Origin of the sequence: Pararhizobium sp. LjRoot255 (assembly GCF_964252905.1) — a bacterium.
Classification (GTDB): domain Bacteria; phylum Pseudomonadota; class Alphaproteobacteria; order Rhizobiales; family Rhizobiaceae; genus Pararhizobium.
The window spans coordinates 1,687,347-1,704,623 of the sequence record NZ_CAXUPQ020000001.1; the positions used below are offsets into that span (position 1 = coordinate 1,687,347).

General features: G+C 61.4%; 15 protein-coding genes and 1 pseudogene. 6 read left to right on the forward strand and 10 right to left on the reverse strand.

Annotation, left to right across the window (positions count from 1 at the left end; genetic code table 11):
* Window positions 1-45: 45 nt before the first annotated feature.
* Together ACSQ2W_RS08285 and ACSQ2W_RS08290 are read right to left on the reverse strand one after the other, a co-directional pair.
* Window positions 46-2,133 carry an ABC transporter substrate-binding protein gene (locus tag ACSQ2W_RS08285; protein ID WP_436085827.1) on the reverse strand — a complete coding sequence of 696 codons (2,088 nt, stop codon included), beginning with the start codon at window positions 2,131-2,133 and terminating at the stop codon, window positions 46-48.
* Between the two features lie 175 nt (window positions 2,134-2,308).
* Complete coding sequence (locus tag ACSQ2W_RS08290; protein ID WP_436085828.1) at window positions 2,309-3,781, reverse strand: alpha-glucosidase/alpha-galactosidase; 1,473 nt, start codon at window positions 3,779-3,781, stop codon at window positions 2,309-2,311.
* Between the two features lie 192 nt (window positions 3,782-3,973).
* On the opposite strand from ACSQ2W_RS08290, the gene ACSQ2W_RS08295 reads away from it, so the two are divergent.
* A complete protein-coding gene (locus tag ACSQ2W_RS08295; protein ID WP_436085829.1) occupies window positions 3,974-4,903 on the forward strand; it encodes a helix-turn-helix domain-containing protein in 930 nt (309 codons plus the stop codon).
* 22 nt (window positions 4,904-4,925) lie between these two features.
* Here the strand turns inward: ACSQ2W_RS08295 and ACSQ2W_RS08300 are convergent, their stop codons facing one another.
* A complete protein-coding gene (locus tag ACSQ2W_RS08300; RefSeq protein WP_436085830.1) occupies window positions 4,926-5,102 on the reverse strand; it encodes a hypothetical protein in 177 nt (58 codons plus the stop codon).
* A 293-nt stretch (window positions 5,103-5,395) separates the two neighbouring features.
* Here ACSQ2W_RS08300 and ACSQ2W_RS08305 point away from each other — a divergent pair, with 293 nt between their 5' ends.
* Complete coding sequence (locus ACSQ2W_RS08305; protein WP_436085831.1) at window positions 5,396-5,944, forward strand: flavin reductase family protein; 549 nt, start codon at window positions 5,396-5,398, stop codon at window positions 5,942-5,944.
* 43 nt (window positions 5,945-5,987) lie between these two features.
* Here ACSQ2W_RS08305 and ACSQ2W_RS08310 read toward each other — a convergent pair whose 3' ends face one another.
* Together ACSQ2W_RS08310 and ACSQ2W_RS08315 are read right to left on the reverse strand one after the other, a co-directional pair.
* Complete coding sequence (locus ACSQ2W_RS08310; RefSeq protein WP_436085832.1) at window positions 5,988-6,548, reverse strand: type 1 glutamine amidotransferase domain-containing protein; 561 nt, start codon at window positions 6,546-6,548, stop codon at window positions 5,988-5,990.
* Between the two features lie 111 nt (window positions 6,549-6,659).
* Window positions 6,660-7,610: a LysR family transcriptional regulator gene (locus ACSQ2W_RS08315; protein ID WP_436085833.1), complete on the reverse strand. Its 951-nt coding sequence runs from the start codon at window positions 7,608-7,610 to the stop codon at window positions 6,660-6,662.
* Between the two features lie 169 nt (window positions 7,611-7,779).
* Here ACSQ2W_RS08315 and ACSQ2W_RS08320 point away from each other — a divergent pair, with 169 nt between their 5' ends.
* Together ACSQ2W_RS08320 and ACSQ2W_RS08325 are read left to right on the forward strand one after the other, a co-directional pair.
* Window positions 7,780-8,964, forward strand: a complete 1,185-nt coding sequence (locus ACSQ2W_RS08320; protein WP_436085834.1) for an acyl-CoA dehydrogenase — start codon at window positions 7,780-7,782, stop codon at window positions 8,962-8,964.
* Window positions 8,965-8,972: 8 nt separating this feature from the next.
* Window positions 8,973-10,157: a CaiB/BaiF CoA transferase family protein gene (locus tag ACSQ2W_RS08325; protein WP_436085835.1), complete on the forward strand. Its 1,185-nt coding sequence runs from the start codon at window positions 8,973-8,975 to the stop codon at window positions 10,155-10,157.
* A 275-nt stretch (window positions 10,158-10,432) separates the two neighbouring features.
* On the opposite strand, the gene ACSQ2W_RS08330 is transcribed toward ACSQ2W_RS08325, so the two are convergent.
* Window positions 10,433-11,890 carry an NAD-dependent succinate-semialdehyde dehydrogenase gene (locus tag ACSQ2W_RS08330; RefSeq protein WP_436085836.1) on the reverse strand — a complete coding sequence of 486 codons (1,458 nt, stop codon included), beginning with the start codon at window positions 11,888-11,890 and terminating at the stop codon, window positions 10,433-10,435.
* Window positions 11,891-12,034: 144 nt separating this feature from the next.
* Complete coding sequence (locus ACSQ2W_RS08335; protein ID WP_436085837.1) at window positions 12,035-13,303, reverse strand: 4-aminobutyrate--2-oxoglutarate transaminase; 1,269 nt, start codon at window positions 13,301-13,303, stop codon at window positions 12,035-12,037.
* A gap of 268 nt (window positions 13,304-13,571) precedes the next feature.
* Here ACSQ2W_RS08335 and ACSQ2W_RS08340 point away from each other — a divergent pair, with 268 nt between their 5' ends.
* Together ACSQ2W_RS08340 and ACSQ2W_RS08345 are read left to right on the forward strand one after the other, a co-directional pair.
* The gene (locus tag ACSQ2W_RS08340; RefSeq protein WP_436085838.1) at window positions 13,572-13,817 is read left to right on the forward strand and encodes a type II toxin-antitoxin system RelB/DinJ family antitoxin; all 246 of its coding nucleotides are present in this window, start codon (window positions 13,572-13,574) and stop codon (window positions 13,815-13,817) included.
* A gap of 27 nt (window positions 13,818-13,844) precedes the next feature.
* The gene (locus tag ACSQ2W_RS08345) at window positions 13,845-14,666 is read left to right on the forward strand and encodes a MerR family transcriptional regulator (RefSeq protein ID WP_436085839.1); all 822 of its coding nucleotides are present in this window, start codon (window positions 13,845-13,847) and stop codon (window positions 14,664-14,666) included.
* Between the two features lie 108 nt (window positions 14,667-14,774).
* Here the strand turns inward: ACSQ2W_RS08345 and ACSQ2W_RS08350 are convergent, their stop codons facing one another.
* The 3 genes and pseudogenes from ACSQ2W_RS08350 to ACSQ2W_RS08360 form a co-directional block, all read right to left on the reverse strand.
* Window positions 14,775-15,797 carry an LLM class flavin-dependent oxidoreductase gene (locus tag ACSQ2W_RS08350; protein WP_436085840.1) on the reverse strand — a complete coding sequence of 341 codons (1,023 nt, stop codon included), beginning with the start codon at window positions 15,795-15,797 and terminating at the stop codon, window positions 14,775-14,777.
* Between the two features lie 238 nt (window positions 15,798-16,035).
* The gene (locus tag ACSQ2W_RS08355; RefSeq protein ID WP_436085841.1) at window positions 16,036-17,043 is read right to left on the reverse strand and encodes an integrase; all 1,008 of its coding nucleotides are present in this window, start codon (window positions 17,041-17,043) and stop codon (window positions 16,036-16,038) included.
* A gap of 41 nt (window positions 17,044-17,084) precedes the next feature.
* Window positions 17,085-17,237 (reverse strand): annotated as a pseudogene (locus tag ACSQ2W_RS08360) (type II toxin-antitoxin system VapB family antitoxin); the annotation flags it as partial.
* Window positions 17,238-17,277 lie beyond the last annotated feature (40 nt).

Here is a 17,277-nt window from a genome sequence, read left to right on the forward strand (position 1 = left end):
TGCCCCGGCCGCAATGTCGGCGGCCGGGGCGTGTTTCAGGAAAGATCAGTTGATCGGGCCGTTTTCGCCCGGCTTGCCGGGAAGCTGCTCAGGGAAGAGTTCGTAATCTCCCTGCTTGTCGGCGGCAGCGAAGACCCGTTCGCGGATGATCGTATCCTCAGCCCAGTTGAACATGAAGATCGGGGCACCGACCGGAATGTTCGAGAAGCGCTTGTTGATGATCAGTGCGCCCGGATATTCGGTGAGGCCAACCGTATCGACATTTTCCGTTGCGACCTTCTGATACTGCTTCATCAGTTCGGTGCGCTCGGTATTGTCGTCCGAGGCGATGAACTTGTTGACGATGTCCACGAGTTCCTTCTCATAGGGCAAGAGGTCGAGCGTACCGTCCGTGCCGGCGCGATGATGCCAGCTTGTGCGAGGCCCCATCGGAGCGAGCTGGGTGGTGTTCTGCACCACGGACGTCAGGTCCGGATCGTTGCGGCGGATCGTCCAGTCGAACTGGCCGGCATAGTGTGCGTTGTCTTTCTTGGTGCCGTCGAGCGCGTTGAGCGTCACCTTCAAGCCGAGCTGCTCCATCTGGCCGATCACGCCTTCCGCAAGGTTGCGGTCGGTGCCGTAGTCGCCATTGCTCAAGAGCACGACCTGAACGTCCTGACCGCCTTCCGTTGCGGCTGGGAAGTTGACGAAACCGTTGCCGTCCGTATCCTTCAGACCGGCCTTTTCGAGAAGCGCCTTTGCGCCTTCGAGATCGAAGGGATAGTAGACCGTCGATTGGCGGTCGTAGAAGCTCGTGCCCGACGAAAGACCGCCGGGATAGATCGCGGTGAACGGGCCCTTGACGAGCGATTCACCGATCTTCTTGCGGTCAAGCGCCATGGTGACAGCCTTGCGGAAGTCCTCGTTGCGATTGAGCTCGCGCACGGCCTTGCCGCGGGCATCGGGCTCGCCCCAGCCGTTTGCGGAGAGATTCATACGCAGATTGTAGCCGATCAGGCGGGCGCCGAAGGCAAGGCGAGCCGGTGCCGCGTCGGACGCAGCGCGCTTGAGCGATTCAACGAAGTTTTCCGGTTGCTCGAGGTTGGAGAAGTCACCGGAACCAGCGATCGCCTGCACGTCGCGGTCGGCCCAGGTCGAGAGCTTGTAGTGCATCTCGTTAAGGTAGGGCAACTGATGGCCTTCCTCGTCGACTTTCCAGTAGTAGGGATTCCGGCGCAGGACGATGATGTCGTCCGCCCGGTACGAGACCGGGACCCAGGCCCCCATCACGGGAATGTTCATATATTCGGCCGGGAAGCCGTTCTTGTACTGGTCGTAGGTCACATCCTTGTTGTATTTGGGATGCTTGGTCTTCAGGATATGCGCCGGGCCGGGGCAGAACGTGCCGTAGGCCATGGCATAGAGATATTGCCGCGGGAAGGCTTCCTTGAAGGTCCACTCGACGGTGTTGGCGTCAATGGCTGTCAGCGTCGTGCCTTCGCCGAAGGTTTCGGGGGTTGCTCCATTCAGCGGCGACACGTTGGGATCGACGACGTTGTCGTCCCAATAGAACATCACGTCTTCAGAGCTGAACGGCACGCCGTCCGACCATTTGGCACCTTCGACCAGGTGCATGGTCAGCTTGTGGCCGTCTTCGGACCAATCCCAGCTCTTGGCGAGGTTCGGCAGCGGCTCGACGTCGCTGGCTTCGACCTGGTAGAGCGGCGCGGTGCGCGTCAGGCATTCGGATAAGCCGATATCGATGCCGCCCCAGCCTTGCGTCTGGCCGGCCGAATAGTTCCAGCCTTCCGGGCGACCGCCGATGACGTGGCGCATCGTGTCGCCATAGACGCCGATGCCGTCCGGCATGTTGCCGGTCTTGAAAACCATCGGCTCCTTCGGCAGCCGCTCGGCCACCGGCGGCAGCTTGCCGGTCTTGACGAATTTCTCGGTGACCCAATCCGGTTCCTTGTATTCCGGCAGCGCCTTGAATTCGAGGATCGAATCGCGCGGTACATAGGTGATCTTGCCCTGCGCCGGGAATGGCGGCTGCTCGGGCACGACGGTGGGCTCGGCAGCCCAGGCCGTCACGGCGAACGCCGATACGCCCAATAGAAGGGCGGTGGTGGTTTTCAGATGGCGAAAGCGTTTCATTGTCGTTGTTTCTCCCTCATGCTTCAGGCCGTCCCGGTATGGGCGGCTCTCCTCCTAACAGCACCCGGCGGGACAGCGTCATGCCGTCTGCCGGAAGAGCGGGCAAACGGATTGCCCACTCCCAGACCTGCCTCCTCCTCAGGAAAACGGGCCTCGCATATCTCGCTGAAACCGTTCAGCTCGCCGCTTTCAGCTTGGTTGCTTCCTTTTCGGCGCGCAGCTCCTCGACCGAACGGACCTCGCGGCGGGCAACGCCCTTCCAGTCGCGGGTCTTGACCGTGGCCTTGCTCAGCCGCTCCTTGGCGGCGGGAACCGCATCGGCATATTGCGGCAGCCACTCAGCCTGGGCGACCACCATTTCGTCGACCATCTGCCAGACCTCCTCCGGCGTGCAGATGGCGCCGACCAGCGGATCATGCAGCACGGCCAGTTTCAGAAGATCGATATCGCCGGTGATGGCGGCATGGACCGACATGCGCTGGACGTTGATCGAGGAAATGCACGTGGCGGCGCAGGCTTCCGGCAGCGTGATGCCGGCGACCATGTTGATGCCGAAACGATCGACGAAGCCGGGCGATTCGATGATCGCGTCCGATGGGAGGTTGGTGATGACGCCGTTGTTCTTGACGTTGAAATGGCCGCGATAGACGCGTCCGGTTTCCAGCGCTTCGAGGATGTGGCTGGCATGCTCATTGGAGCGGCGGGCCGGGTCGATTGGCTTTTCTGCATCCTTGAGGAACTGCGGAAATTCGGTCTCGAACCAGTTGCGGGTCTCGGTCGAGTAGCGCAGGTAGCCGCCGGTTTCGCCGTGGATCCAGTCGGACATATCGATCCAGCGGGTAATTTCCTCCGGCCGCTTGCGGTACCAGGGCAGGTATTCCGAGAGGTGGCCGTTGCTTTCGGTCGAATAGACGCCGAAACGCTTCAGAACGTCGATTCTGAGCTTTTCCTGCTGCGAGAAAACCGGATGCGCTTCGAAGGCTGCGACCAGCTCGTCCTTGCCTATTCTGCGGCCCTTGACGCGCACATCGACGAACCAGGTCTGGTGGTTGATGCCCGAGCAGATGTAGTCGAGCTCGCCATCCTTGGCGCCGAGGATCTCGGCGATCTGTTCGCCGCCGTGCTGGACGCCATGGCAGAGGCCGATCGTGTCGACCTTGCCATATTCAAGCGCCGCCCAGGTGTTCATTGCCATAGGGTTGGCATAGTTGAGGAACTTCGCGCCGGGTTCGGCAAGCTCGCGGATGTCCTTGCAGAAATCGAGGATCACCGGGATGTTGCGCTGGCCATAGAGAATACCGCCGGCGCAGATCGTATCGCCAACGCACTGGTCGACGCCATATTTCAACGGGATGCGGATATCGTCGGCGTAAGCGGCGAGGCCACCAACGCGGACGCAGGAGATGATATAGCGCGCACCGGCGATTGCCTCGCGGCGGTCGGTCGATGCCGTCACCTTGGCCGGCAGGTTATTGGATTCAACGATCTTGTCGAGGATCGACTTGATCATGCCGAGATTGTGCTCGCTCAAATCGGTAAGCGCGAACTCGACGTCGCGGAACTCCGGCACGCAGAGAATGTCGGTGAAGAGTTTCTTGGTGAAGCCGACACTGCCGGCGCCTATTATGGCAATCTTGAAGCTGCTCATGCTGTCCTCGTCGCTGGTCATTCGGCCGGGAAAAAACGGACAGGGTAAAATCAATGCGCGGGAAATGCGGCGTCCTGGCGCCTTTATCCTCCCAGCTCTCCCTGTCGATGCCGCTCCAACCCGGTCATCTTGCTTTATTGAGGGGTATTATGCGTATAATATTCTTCATCGCCAGAGAGGTATTGTGCTTTCATGGGTAATTCTGTGCTGAAACGATTGATCGAGAATGGCCCCGTCATGCGGACCGTTTCGCTGCCGCGCGGACGCCACAGCCTGCACACCATGCCGACCAGCACGGGCTATGAGATCCGCACCGATCAGAGCTACGACTGGGACGGCCGAAAACGCGGCCAGACACCGTTCACCGTGCTGCAGCACACGATCGCGGGTGCAGGCAATCTTCGCTATGAGAGCCGCAACTATCGGGTTCGCGAGGGTGAGACCTTGCTCGTGCTCGTGCCGCACAATCATCGCTACTGGCTCGAGCAGAACGGACGCTGGGAGTTTTTCTGGATCTCGATGAATGGCGAGGAAGCCCTGCGCATCCACAAGGCCATTCTCTCGACGACCGGGCCGATCCTGAACCTCAAGCCGGAGACGATCGAGCATCTGGCCGATTGCAGCCTGAGACTGATTTCCGGCGGCGCCGACGCGCCGGGCAGTGCGTCGGCGATCGCCTACGAGGCGGCGATGGCGCTTTACGACGACGTGTTCGGGGCGCACCCGGTGTTCAGCCAGGAATACCGGACGATGCAGCATGTCATCGACCACATCATCGCCAATCTCGAGCATCCGCTTCCGGTCGAAAAACTCGCGGATGTTTCCGGCCTCAGTCGGGCGCATTTCTCGCGGGTCTTTGCGGCGAGCGAGGGCATGCCGCCAGCCGAATTCGTGCTGCGAAAGCGGCTGCAGCGGGCTACCAAGCTCCTGACGAAGGCTGCGGACTTGTCGGTGAAGGAAGTGGCGATCATGTCCGGCTTCGAGGATCCGAACTATTTTGCCAAGGTATTCAGACGCTATTTCGGCGCGAGCCCGACGGAATTCCGTACCACGGGCATGTATTCCAGTGTTGCCACCAATGGCCGGGGTGTGTCTGCTTCAGCTGCTGCACCGCCGGAATGAGGCTGGGAAATGAGCGGGAAGGTCAGTAGAAAAGGTGCCAAGGCGTGAGAAACGCGCGGCTCAGTTCCTGATCGCGTTGCTGCTCGATTTCGACGGTTTCCTCCTGGTCCTTGCGCGATGCTATTTCAACGCGAACAGTTTTTTCCGGCTTAGCCGGAGGCCTCAGATAACCGAGCGTCATTCCACCGTGATAAAACATTCGTTCTCCGCTGTTCCCTTGAATTTATTAACGGGCGTTAACACAATCCTGCCACAATTGGTGATGCTGTCAATAGTCTATGAAAATCGTGCCTTATTGCTGAAGGCTGCATTTCGGCAGCACATCACTGTCGCAAAATCCCGTGCCTGCGGGAAAATAATGTAATCTATAAATTTAATGATGATTGAAAAATCGATCCGGCTTCGGGAGCGTGTGCGGGCGTTCTTTGCTTGAGAAAACCGGACTTTCCGTGCGTAAATTCCCTGGACGAAACGGCAAAAGAGTGGACGCGCATGAACCTTGCCTTGCGAAATTCGATCGACCGGGTCGCCTCGACACGGGAACAACCCTTCGAGCATGTGGCTGATCAGGACGCGCTGAAAGCGGCGATGCGGCGGATGTCGGGTGGCGTATCCGTCCTTACCGCCGGCGTCGGCGACGAGCGGACGGGCGCCACCGTGACGTCTGCCACGGCCCTTTCCGTCGAGCCTCCGACAATGATCGTCAGTATCAACCGCAACTCTTCCAGCTGGCCGGTCATCAGCCGCTATCGTCACTTCTGCGTGAATATCCTCTCCGCCGAGCAGCAGGACGTTGCCGACCGGTTTTCTGGAAAGGGCGGATTGAAGGGTGCCGAGCGGTATGACGGGGCCGAATGGTTCACGCTCGCCAGCGGCGCCTCGGTCCTGCGCGGTGCGCTGGCCGGCATCGATTGCGAGGTCGACGAGGTGATCGAGCGGCACAGCCATGCCATCATTCTCGGCCGTGTCGTCTCGATCGTTGCCGGCGATGGCCACTCGCTTGTCTACAGCAATGGCCGTTACGGTCGGTTTTGTCTCTGAGCAGAAAGACGCCTATCGGCCCGTCCTTGATTCGCGAAAAAGTTCACGCCGCGCGGTTTTCGTGGCGGCCTTCCTCGATTTCCTCGACGATCTTGTTGACGAAAGGCTGAAGGTCGCCCGGGTTGCGGGAGGTGATGATCCCCTTGTCGGTAACGACAGGTTCATCCGACCAATTGGCGCCAGCGTTTTTCATGTCGGTCTTGATCGAGATATAGGAGGTCGCCTTGCGGCCCCGCACGGCGTCGGCCTCGATCAGCAGCCACGGCGCGTGGCAGATGGCCGCTACGACCTTGCCGGATTTGACGAATTCCTTGACGACACGCATGGCGTCCTCGTCATGGCGCAGGATATCCGGGTTGATCTGGCCGCTGGGCAGGACCAGCGCATCGAAATCGTCGATCTTCACATCCTTGGCCAGGAGGTCGACATCGACCGTGTCGCCCCAGTTCTTCTTGTCCCAGCTCTTGATAGGTTCCTTCTTCGTGGACGCGACTTTCACCTGCGCGCCGCGCTTCGTCAATTCTTCCAGCGGTAAGCGGAGTTCCGAGCGCTCATAGCCATGCGTCGCAAGAATGAGGATTTTCGATTTGTCGATGAAAGGCATTTCGCCGGCTCCTTTGCAATCATAGGGGAGGGTTCGCGCCTACAACGGTCGCGTCCGGCACTCGTTCCGAGGTTTTTCCGAATTTGCCGGACTGCGGGGTGACTATTAAATTTATTGATACGAGGAACTATGATCTTGCGGCTCGACGTCGTCGACATATTTGAGGAAAGCCGCTTCGGCGGGATTGAGGATGGCATTCTGATTCCAGATGCGGAAAACATCCGTTGCCGGCAGCAGATCGTAGGGTGGCAACTGCCAGAGCTTGCCAGCCGCCAGCTCCGGCGCGGCCAGATGGCAGGGCAGCATGCCGATGCCGATGTTGGCGGCGATCAGGCGAATGACCTCTTCGACATTGCAGGAGACGGCGCGAACCTGCTGGCCGAAGGAGCCCATGGCGCGCACGGCCGTTATGGCGTTCATGTGCTGCCCGCCCAGAACGTCTGCGATGAAGGCGATGAAAGGATCGCCACGAAGTTCGTTGAATGCAGCATCCCGGACACCGAACAGCCTGTGGCCGCAGCCGCAATAGAGGGCATATTGCTCGCGAATGTGGAAAGCCTTGCTCAGGCCGTCGGGGATATTGCCGTCGCTGAGACCGATGGTGGCGATATTGCGTTCGACGGCGCTGATGACGCTGACCGTCGTTTCCACGGTGATGCTGATCGTCACCTTCGGGTGCACGCAAAAGAAGCTTTCAAGGCGGCTGTCCCAGGCGGGATTGTGCACATGGCTGACCGAATGAATGCTGACATGGCCCGTTACCTCCTCGCCAGCCTCTTCGAGCGCGTTGGGCAGCCGCACAACGGCGGCGAAGATATCCCTGCATTGGCGGCGCAGCTTCTCGCCGGCTTCCGTCAGGTCGAAGCGTCCGGGGCGGCGGTCGATCAGTTTCTGGCCGACCGTCCGCTCCAGCCGTTTCAGCGCCATGCTGACTGCCGGTTGCTGCAACAGCAGTCGGTTGGCGGCGGCGGTAATGCTGCCTTCCTCGACCAGCACCACAAAGGTGCGCAACAGGTTCCAGTCGAGATTATGGGCGAAGCGTTCGAGGCGATGGTCTGGCATGGAGATCCCGGTGAGACGTTTCCGTTGCGATATTCGCGGTATTGGCGGCGGCATGCCGGCCTACCCTGCATTCCGGCTGCGCATGAGGCAGTGCCGCATTTTCGTTTGTATCGTTCCGCCCGTCTTGCCATAACCATTTCAAGAACGAAAGCGAAGGGAGGATGGCATCATGGCTAGACAGGAATTCCAGTGGGACGATCCCTTTCTGCTGGAGGAACAGCTTTCCGAAGACGAGCGGATGATCCGCGATACGGCGCGCGCCTATGCGCAGGAAAAGCTGCAGCCGCGCGTGATCGAGGCCTATCGCAACGAAACGACCGATCCCTCGATCTTCCGCGAGATGGGCGAACTCGGGCTGCTCGGTGTCACGGTGCCGGATACCTATGGCGGCGCCGGTGCCTCCTATGTCGCCTACGGCCTGGTTGCCCGCGAGGTTGAGCGCGTCGATTCCGGCTATCGCTCGATGATGAGCGTGCAGTCCTCTCTGGTGATCTATCCGATCCACGTCTACGGCTCAGAGGCGCAGCGGCGGAAATATCTGCCGAAGCTGATCAGCGGCGAATGGATCGGCTGTTTCGGTCTGACCGAGCCGGATGCCGGCTCCGATCCGGGCGGCATGAAGACGCGGGCTGTGAAAACCGAAGGGGGCTACCGGCTCATTGGCTCGAAGATGTGGATCTCCAACGCGCCGATCGCCGACGTCTTCGTAGTCTGGGCGAAATCCGAGGCGCATGGCAATGCCATCCGAGGCTTCGTGCTGGAAAAGGGCACGAAGGGACTGAGTGCGCCGAAGATCGGCGGCAAGCTGTCATTGCGGGCCTCAATCACCGGCGAAATCGTGCTCGATAATGTCGAGGTCGGCGAGGAGGCGCTGCTGCCGGATGTCGAGGGGCTGAAAGGGCCGTTCGGCTGCCTCAACCGCGCCCGCTACGGCATCTCCTGGGGCGTGCTCGGTTCGGCGGAATTCTGCTGGCATGCGGCGCGGCAATATGGCCTCGACCGCAAGCAGTTCGGCCGGCCGCTGGCGCAGACGCAGCTTTTCCAGAAGAAGCTTGCCGACATGCAGACGGAAATCGCCCTCGGCCTTCAGGCTTCGCTTAGGGTTGGTCAACTGATGGATGCCGACCGCATGGCGCCGGAAATGATCTCGATCGTCAAGCGCAACAATTGCGGCAAGGCTCTGGATATCGCCCGCGCGGCCCGCGACATGCATGGTGGCAATGGCATTTCCGAGGAGTATCAGGTGATGCGTCACATGGTGAACCTGGAAACGGTCAATACCTATGAAGGCACCCATGACGTGCACGCCCTGATCCTCGGCCGCGCCCAGACCGGGCTGCAGGCCTTCTTCTGAGTGCCGCGATGGAAACGCCGCTCAAGGGACTGAAGGTTCTCGAACTGGCCCGCATCCTCGCCGGGCCGTGGATCGGCCAGACGCTGGCCGATCTCGGCGCCGACGTCATCAAAGTGGAGAGCCCCGCCGGCGACGACACGCGGAGCTGGGGGCCGCCCTTCGTCGAGGGCGATGGCGGCGAGCATCTGGATGCCGCCTATTTCCACGCGTGCAACCGGGGAAAGCGCTCGGTCGTGCTCGATTTCACCACGGAGGAAGGGCAGGAGGCGGTGCGCCGGCTTGCAGCGCAGTCGGACGTGCTGCTGGAGAATTTCAAGGTCGGCGGCCTGGCGAAATACGGCCTCGATTATGAACGTCTGAAGAAGATCAACCCGCGGCTGATCTATTGCTCGGTCACCGGCTTCGGCCAGGACGGCCCCTATGCCCACCGCGCCGGTTACGACTATATCATCCAGGGCATGAGCGGCATCATGGATCTGACCGGCGACCCGGAAGGGGAGCCGCAGAAGATCGGCGTCGCTTTTGCCGATATCTTCACCGGGCTCTACGGCGTCATCGCCGTCCAGGCTGCGCTTCACATGCGCGAGCGCACCGGTGTCGGCCAGCAGATCGATATGGCGCTGTTCGACTGCATGACCGGCGTTTTGGCCAACCAGGCGCTGAATTTCCTGGTCTCGGGAAAATCTCCCCGCCGCCTCGGCAATGCGCATCCGAACATCGCGCCCTATCAGGTCTTTCCCGTCTCGGACGGCCACCTGATCGTCGCTGTCGGCAACGACCGGCAGTTCGTCAAGTTCTGCGCTCTGCTGGCATTGGACGACCTGGCAACGGATCCGCGCTACCTCACCAATGCGACCCGGGTGAAACACCGCGACAGCCTGACGCCGGAACTGGCCGCGCGGACGGCAACGTTCAGCCGCGCCGCGCTGCTTGACATGCTGGAGGCAGCCGGCGTGCCCGGCGGGCCGATCAATACGGTGGCGGACGTCTTTTTCGATCCGCAGATCATTCATCGCGGCATGCGGATCGATACGCCGCACACCGGATCAGCTTCAGGAACGGCGCCGGGCGTGCGTACGCCGATTTCGTTTTCAGATTCGGAACTGGCGCTGGAACGCGGTGCGCCACGGCTTGGCGAGCATACGCAGGAGGTTCTGGCCGAGATCGGGATGAGACCGGAGGTATCCAACTAGGGATTGTTCCGTGGTAAACTAGTCTCGTCTTGGGGGATTGATATTATGCGGATTACAGTCGTTCTGGACGATGAAATGTTTGCTAAATCAGGCGTATACGGGGTTTACGAAGAAATCCGCAGTTATCCGGCACGCGTTGACATCCCTTATCCAGCGTGAAGCCTCAGCGAGGCTGGCGGAGCTTGGCGGCAGTCAGCCGATTTAGAACATATACCAAGGCGGCGCCCTTGGACTGACGAGGATGCTTGATTGCGACCACTCCAAGTGTGGCCGCCTCAAATATTCCCCATGCAGAGATATTTCATTTCCAGATAGTCCTCCGCGCCGTGGCGGGAGCCTTCGCGGCCGATGCCGGATTGTTTGAGACCGCCGAAAGGGGCGGCTTCTGAGGACATGCGGCCAGTATTGATGCCGATCATCCCGTATTCCAGCGCTTCGGCGACGCGCCAGACCTTCTTCAGTTCGGTCGCGTAGAAATAAGCGGCAAGGCCATAGATCGTGTCGTTGGCCTGCAGGATGACGTCTTCCATCGTCTCGAAGCGAATGATCGGCGCCACCGGCCCGAAGGTTTCGTCGCAGGCGACCAGCATGCTCTTGTCGACGTTGGAAAGCACGGTCGGCTCGAAGAAGGCGCCCGAGACCCGTTTTCCGCCGCAGAGAAGCGATGCCCCCTTTGCGGTCGCGTCGTTCACATGCGTTTCGACCTTTCGGATCGCCCTGTCGTCGATCAGCGGGCCGATCGCGACGCCCGGCGAAAAGCCGTCGCCAACCGAAAGCTTGCCAACCTGCGCCGCCAGCTTTCGGGCAAATTCATCATGGACGCCGCTCTGCACATAAATGCGGTTCGCCGAGGTGCAGGTCTGGCCGGCATTGCGATATTTCGCCTGGATGGCACCATCGACGGCCGCATCGATGTCGGCGTCGTCAAAGACGATGAAGGGGGCACTGCCGCCGAGTTCGAGGCTGATTTTCTTGATCTGGTCGGAGCATTGCCGCATCAGGATGCGGCCGACCTCGGTCGAGCCGGTGAAGCTGATCTTGCGCACCCTGGGATTGGCGCAGAGTTCGCGACCGATCGCATCGCCTTGCGAAGCGAGGATGAGGTTGAAGACCCCCTTCGGAAAACCGGCGCGGATCGCCAGCGCGTGCATCGCCAGCGCGATGAGCGGCGTCTGTTCGGCGGGTTTCAGGATGACCGTGCAGCCGACGGCAAGCGCCGGCGATATCTTGCGCGCGACCATCGAGGCTGGAAAGTTCCAGGGCGTGATCGTGCCGACGACGCCGACGGGCTGTTTGATCACCAGCATGCGGCGGTCGGTCGAGGGCGCAGGAATGGTCTCGCCGTAGATGCGCTTGGCCTCTTCCGCATACCATTCGATATAGGCCGCGGCGTGCTGTAATTCGGAGCGGGATTCGGGCAACGGCTTGCCCATTTCCGCGGTCAGGATGGCCGCAAGATCATCGAGATGGGCGATGAGGAGATCATGCCAGCGGCGGAGAATCGTGCTGCGGTCGCCGGCCGGGCGTTCGGCCCAGGGAAACTGGGCTGCATAGGCCGCGTCGATCGCGGTTCGCGTTTCCGTCACGCCCATGTCGGGCAAGGTCGCCAGCAACGCTCCGGTGGAAGGATTGTGCACATCGAAGGTCCTTGTCGCGGCCGCGCCGGGCGCATTGACCGGCCCGAGCAGGCGCGGCTCCTTCACATGGGCGATCAGCGTCTCGGTAAAGATCATCGGTGATCCTTTCTGGCGGTCCACGCATCGAAGGCGCGGGGCGGCACGTGTCCTCGTGGGACGATGCCGATAGCCGATAAACACGGCCGGGTCCATCGGGCAGCGCCAGTAGGGCTGCCCGATGTCATTTTCAGTAAGTCCGCGTCAGGCCCGTGCTTCCATGATCGACGCTTCGAGAATGTCGAGCGCCTCGGCGAAGACATCGTCCTGAATGGTGATCGGCGCGAGGAAGCGGATGACATTGCCGTGGACACCGCAGGTCAAAAGGATCAGTCCCTTTTCCAGAGCGATCAGGCGCACGCGGTTGGCAAAATCCGCACTCGGTAGATTGGTCTTCACGTCGTTGAACTCGACGGCGTTCATGAAGCCCGGGCCGCGGATATCGACAATTTCCGGCGCCTGGTCGCGGATGGCGGCGAGGCGCTGCTTGAGGCGGCTGCCGAGTTGCTCGGCGCGCTCACAAAGCTTTTCATCCTCGATGATGTCGAGAACGGCATGGGCGGCGGCGATGCCGATCGGACTGCCGCCATAGGTACCGCCGAGGCCCCCCGGTGCGGGGGCATCCATGATTTCCGCGCGGCCGGTGACAGCTGCAAGCGGAAAGCCGCCGGCAAGGCTCTTTGCCATGGTCATCAGATCGGGCGCAACGTCGTGGTGTTCCATGGCAAACAGCTTGCCGGTACGGGCAAAGCCGGTCTGCACCTCGTCGGCGATCAGGAGGATGCCGTGCTGGTCGCAGATCTCGCGAAGGGCGCGCATGAAGGATGTAGGCGCCGGATAGAAGCCGCCTTCGCCCTGCACGGGCTCGAGGATGATGGCGGCGACGCGGCCCGGATCGACATCGGCCGCGAACAGCTTCTTCAGGGCGGCGATCGACTGTTCGACGCTGACGCCATGCAGCTCGATCGGGAAGGGGGCATGGAAGACATCGCCCGGCATTGCGCCGAAGCCGACCTTGTAGGGCACGACCTTGCCGGTCAGCGCCATGCCCATGAAGGTGCGGCCATGGAAGCCGCCACCGAAGGCGATGACGGCCTGGCGACCGGTGGCGGCACGGGCGATCTTGACGGCATTCTCCACGGCTTCCGCGCCGGTGGTGACGAAGATCGTCTTCTTGGCGAAATTGCCCGGTGTCAGGGCATTGAGGCGCTCGGCGAGGTGAACGTAGCTTTCATAGGGCACGACCTGATGGCAGGTATGGGTGAAGCGATCGATCTGCGCCTTGACGGCCTCGATAATGCGCGGATGGCGGTGGCCGGTGTTGACCACCGCGATGCCGGCGGCAAAATCGATGTAGCGATTGCCTTCCTTGTCCCAGATTTCGGAATTTTCCGCGCGGTCCGCATAGATCTGCGTGGTCATGCCAACGCCGCGGGAAATTGCTGCATTCTTGCGATCGGTCAAACTGGTCACGGTCGTCATCCTGAGGTTGAGGAGCAATTTGCAAATCCTACATTTTTTCTGTAGGTTTGCAAATTAATTTTGATGATCACAAATACTACATTTGTGATGCTTTTTCTTGTCACCCAGCGGCATCTGTGGCTACATTGATGCTTGGTGCATTGGACGGATATTTTTCTGATACTTCGAACACTTAGGATTTCGCGGCGACGTCCGATTGGCCTATTTCCCGGGTTGGCACCGCCTCGTTGTAACGAGTAGCAATAGGAGAATGATGCCGATGACTGCTGATGCCATTATCCGTGCACGTATCGATTCCGCAACAAAACAGAAGGCGATTGCGGCGCTGGACGCCATGGGCCTTTCGGTTTCCGATGCTATCCGTCTCCTGATGCTGCGCATTGCCGAAGAAAAACGTCTGCCTTTCGAACTGAAGGTGCCGGACGGTGCCCCTGTGCTTCCCGGCGATCGCGGTTCACGCCATCTGGACAGCGGCGAAGACCTGTTTCGCGATCTGGAACATTGACGGCATGAGAATTTCGAGTGGTGGCCCATGAGCGATGCCATCTCCGTACGGTACAAGGTGGCGGAGGCGGCCCGCCTTGCCGGCGTCTCGGCCTCGACCTTGCGGCTCTGGGAGACGCAGGGGCTCGTCGTGCCGGAGCGCTCCGCTACCGGACACCGGCAGTACAGCGAGAGCGACGTCGCCCAGCTGAAGCGCGTCTCCTGGTTCCGTGCCGAGCGTGGTCTCAATCCGGCGGCCATTCGCGAAGCGCTCGAAGCGGAAGCCGGCGAGACCGATGCCGCCGCTGCCGCCGCAGATGCAAATCCAGCATCGCAGGTCGGACGCAAGCTCAGGAGCCTGCGTCATGCGGCGGGCAAGACACTTGAGCAGGTGGCCGGTGAGATCGGCATTGCAGCGTCCATTCTCTCGACGCTGGAACGCACCTCGCAGGGTGTCTCCGTCGCGGTCCTGCACAATCTCGCGGAATATTTCGGGACGACGGTTTCCAGCCTTTCCGGCGAGGATGAGCCGGAGGTCCGGGCGCTCGTCCGTTCCGGCGAATGGCGAACCTGGCCGCGCACGACACCCGGCGTGACGGTTCAGCTGCTGGCCGAAGGCCGCAACCAGATGGATTGCCACCGGTTCGTGCTCGAACCTGGCGCCTCAAGCGAAGGCGCCTACAAGCATGAAGGCGAGGAGTTCGTCTATGTGCTATCGGGACGAGTGGAGTTCGTGCTTGATTCCGATCAGTTTTATGACCTGGCCGCCGGCGATTCGCTCTATTTCGAGAGCCGGCGCCATCACGCTTGGTCGAACTGGCATGATGGCGAGACGGTGCTGCTTTGGATCAACACGCCGCCGACTTTCTGACGCTTCCTTCTCGGGGAAAAACTCCACGAGGCCCATCCGGTCACGGAGTTATAGGCAACGCTGTCAGTCTGCCGGATCAATTTGACCTGGACCTGTCCGGATCCGCCATTAGCGCCAGCCGAGAGCCGGCGCGACGTGTTTCAGGATCGCCTCGATGACGTGCGTATTGTAGTCGACACCGAGCTGGTTGGGGACGGTGAGAAGTAGCGTGTCGGCTTCCGCGATCGCCTCGTCCGCGGCGAGCTGCTTGACGAGTTCCTCCGGCTCGGCCGCATAGGAGCGGCCGAAGATCGCCCTTGTGTTCTCGTCGATATAGCCGATCGAATCCTCCTCTTTGCCGCCGCGGCCGAAATAGGCGCGATCGCGATCGTTGACGAGCGCGAAGATGCTGCGGCTGACCGAGACGCGCGGCGTGCGGCTGTGGCCGGCTTCCTTCCAGGCCTCGCGGTAAGCCCGGATTTGGGCGGCCTGCTGGACGTGGAAGGGTTCGCCTGTCTCGTCATCCTTCAGGGTGGAGCTCTGTAAATTCATGCCGAACCTGGCGGCCCAGACGGCCGTGGCATTCGAGCCAGCGCCCCACCAGACACGTTCGCGCAGGCCCTCCGAATAGGGCTCGAGACGAAGCAGGCCTGGCGGATTGGGGAACATGGGGCGCGGATTGGGCTGGGCGAAGCCCTCGCCTCTCAGAACGTCGAGGAAGACCTCGGCATGGCGACGGCCCATATCGGCGTCGCTTGATCCGTCCGGCGGCTGAAAGCCGAAATAGCGCCAGCCATCGATGACCTGTTCCGGCGAGCCACGGCTGATGCCGAGTTGCAGGCGGCCGCCGGCGATGAGATCGGCGGCGCCGGCATCTTCCGCCATGTAGAGCGGATTCTCGTAGCGCATGTCGATGACCGCCGTGCCGATCTCGATGCTCTTCGTTTTCGCACCGACCGCGGCCAGAAGCGGGAAGGGGGAGGCAAGCTGCCGGGCGAAGTGATGAATTCGGAAATAAGCTCCGTCGGCGCCGAGCGCCTCGGCCGCGACCGCGAGGTCGATGGACTGGAGAAGGGCATCGCCGGCGGACCGGGTCTGCGATTGAGGGGAGGGGGTCCAGTGACCGAAGGAAAGGAAGCCGATTTTTTTCATGGATATTCTGCCTCGACGCGGGTCCGTTGCGGGGGATCTCCAACATGGGATATCGCGGCCGGCTTGAAAAGGCACAGAACGCTAACGCTGCGTTCACAGAGTGGCATCGTCTGCACCGCATCGTCGACAAATGCCGCGAAAGCGCGGCCTTCACCAGGGTCGGCCGCGAGCTGTTCGATCCGCCGGTCCAGGTCGCGGCCGACGCGCTCACCATCGCGAACGCTGTCGCCATAATGCTTCATGTAGGCGTTGAACCGCTGCTTGATCTCGATGCGGAGGCAAGCCCGGCGCGCAGCGAATGGCCTGAGAATTTTTCGGCGCGCTCATTTTCGCTGAGGTCGCCGCGAACACCGGCGGCAAGGGCAGCCGACTTGACGAGGCGGGCAACCTCCTTGTCGTTGAGGCGATCCGGCCCAACATCTTTGCCTTTTCCGGTGACCCGGCGGAAGAGGGGACCTGTGGCGAGCTTTGCGAACCTGATCCAGGTCTCGACAGCGACGACCGGGCAGGTCGTGTCGGAGGAGCCGCGGCCGATCTCCACCTCGCGCCAGCCGGTCTTGCCGCGCAGCGACACGAGTAGCCCCTTGTCGAGGATTTCGATCCAACCGCGCCCGTCCTCCGTCTGGTCTCGCCCAAGATCGAGGCCGGTGATCTCCGAGCGGCGCAGGCGGCCAGCGAAACCGATCAGCAGCATCGCCCGGTCCCGCAAGCCGCGTAAACTGCCGCGATCCAGGGTCTCCAACATGGCGATCAGATCCTCAGGCAGGATCGCCTCCTTCTGCCGGGGCGGGGCGGCGTGGGTGTTGCGGATGCCGGCCAACACGGTGGCAATGTGCCTGTCCTTGCGGTCGAGCGGCATGCCGCGTTGTGCACAGTTCCAACCTATGGCGGAGAGGCGACGCTCGATGGTGGAGACAGAGTTTGCCTTCATGCCGCGTTCGGCGGTTCCGGAGGCGAGAGCCGTGATATAGAGGCCAACGACCTGCGGATCAGCGGGGAGGGGCGAGACATTCTGGCGCCGGCACCAGGCGGAAAAATGCTTCCAATCGGCAGCGTAGGCGCGGCGGGTATTGGCGGAACGGGCGGCCTCGACGTGAGTGCCGGCACGATCGGCAAGATCTTCGAAATGCGCTGTCAGGGGAGGGGAATGGGGTGTCGTGAGTTGCCGGTCAGTATCGCCCCCAGCACTGCCTGTGTCAGGGAGGTTTTCGGGTGGCGACGAAGGGTTCTCCATCGTGCGCCTCATGCCGCTCTTATGTCGGTTTGCGCGAAATCGTCGCCCTTGTACTCCAGCAGGGCGGCCTTGCGAGCCTCGGAGCCCATGCGGCGCAGTCGTTCTTTCAGGGCACGGCGCGTGGCGATCGTAATGGTCCCTCCCGTGCGTTCGGCCAGGGCGCGGGCCAGGCGTTCGGTCTCGGGGTCCTGGATGCTCAACGCCATCGGAAGGCTTCTCGTTCCTATTCGTCTATATTCTACCTCA

Bases quoted from the DNA above. Each gene is read 5' to 3' on its own strand.
- ACSQ2W_RS08315 (WP_436085833.1), bottom strand. From the start codon at position 7,610: ATGCCAGACCATCGCCTCGAACGCTTCGCCCATAATCTCGACTGGAAC.
- ACSQ2W_RS08305 (WP_436085831.1), top strand. From the start codon at position 5,396: ATGAACCTTGCCTTGCGAAATTCGATCGACCGGGTCGCCTCGACACGG.
- ACSQ2W_RS08350 (WP_436085840.1), bottom strand. From the start codon at position 15,797: ATGAAAAAAATCGGCTTCCTTTCCTTCGGTCACTGGACCCCCTCCCCT.
- ACSQ2W_RS08290 (WP_436085828.1), bottom strand. From the start codon at position 3,781: ATGAGCAGCTTCAAGATTGCCATAATAGGCGCCGGCAGTGTCGGCTTC.
- ACSQ2W_RS08285 (WP_436085827.1), bottom strand. From the start codon at position 2,133: ATGAAACGCTTTCGCCATCTGAAAACCACCACCGCCCTTCTATTGGGC.
- ACSQ2W_RS08300 (WP_436085830.1), bottom strand. From the start codon at position 5,102: ATGTTTTATCACGGTGGAATGACGCTCGGTTATCTGAGGCCTCCGGCT.
- ACSQ2W_RS08340 (WP_436085838.1), top strand. From the start codon at position 13,572: ATGACTGCTGATGCCATTATCCGTGCACGTATCGATTCCGCAACAAAA.
- ACSQ2W_RS08325 (WP_436085835.1), top strand. From the start codon at position 8,973: ATGGAAACGCCGCTCAAGGGACTGAAGGTTCTCGAACTGGCCCGCATC.
- ACSQ2W_RS08355 (WP_436085841.1), bottom strand. From the start codon at position 17,043: ATGAGGCGCACGATGGAGAACCCTTCGTCGCCACCCGAAAACCTCCCT.
- ACSQ2W_RS08330 (WP_436085836.1), bottom strand. From the start codon at position 11,890: ATGATCTTTACCGAGACGCTGATCGCCCATGTGAAGGAGCCGCGCCTG.
- ACSQ2W_RS08295 (WP_436085829.1), top strand. From the start codon at position 3,974: ATGGGTAATTCTGTGCTGAAACGATTGATCGAGAATGGCCCCGTCATG.
- ACSQ2W_RS08345 (WP_436085839.1), top strand. From the start codon at position 13,845: ATGAGCGATGCCATCTCCGTACGGTACAAGGTGGCGGAGGCGGCCCGC.
- ACSQ2W_RS08320 (WP_436085834.1), top strand. From the start codon at position 7,780: ATGGCTAGACAGGAATTCCAGTGGGACGATCCCTTTCTGCTGGAGGAA.
- ACSQ2W_RS08310 (WP_436085832.1), bottom strand. From the start codon at position 6,548: ATGCCTTTCATCGACAAATCGAAAATCCTCATTCTTGCGACGCATGGC.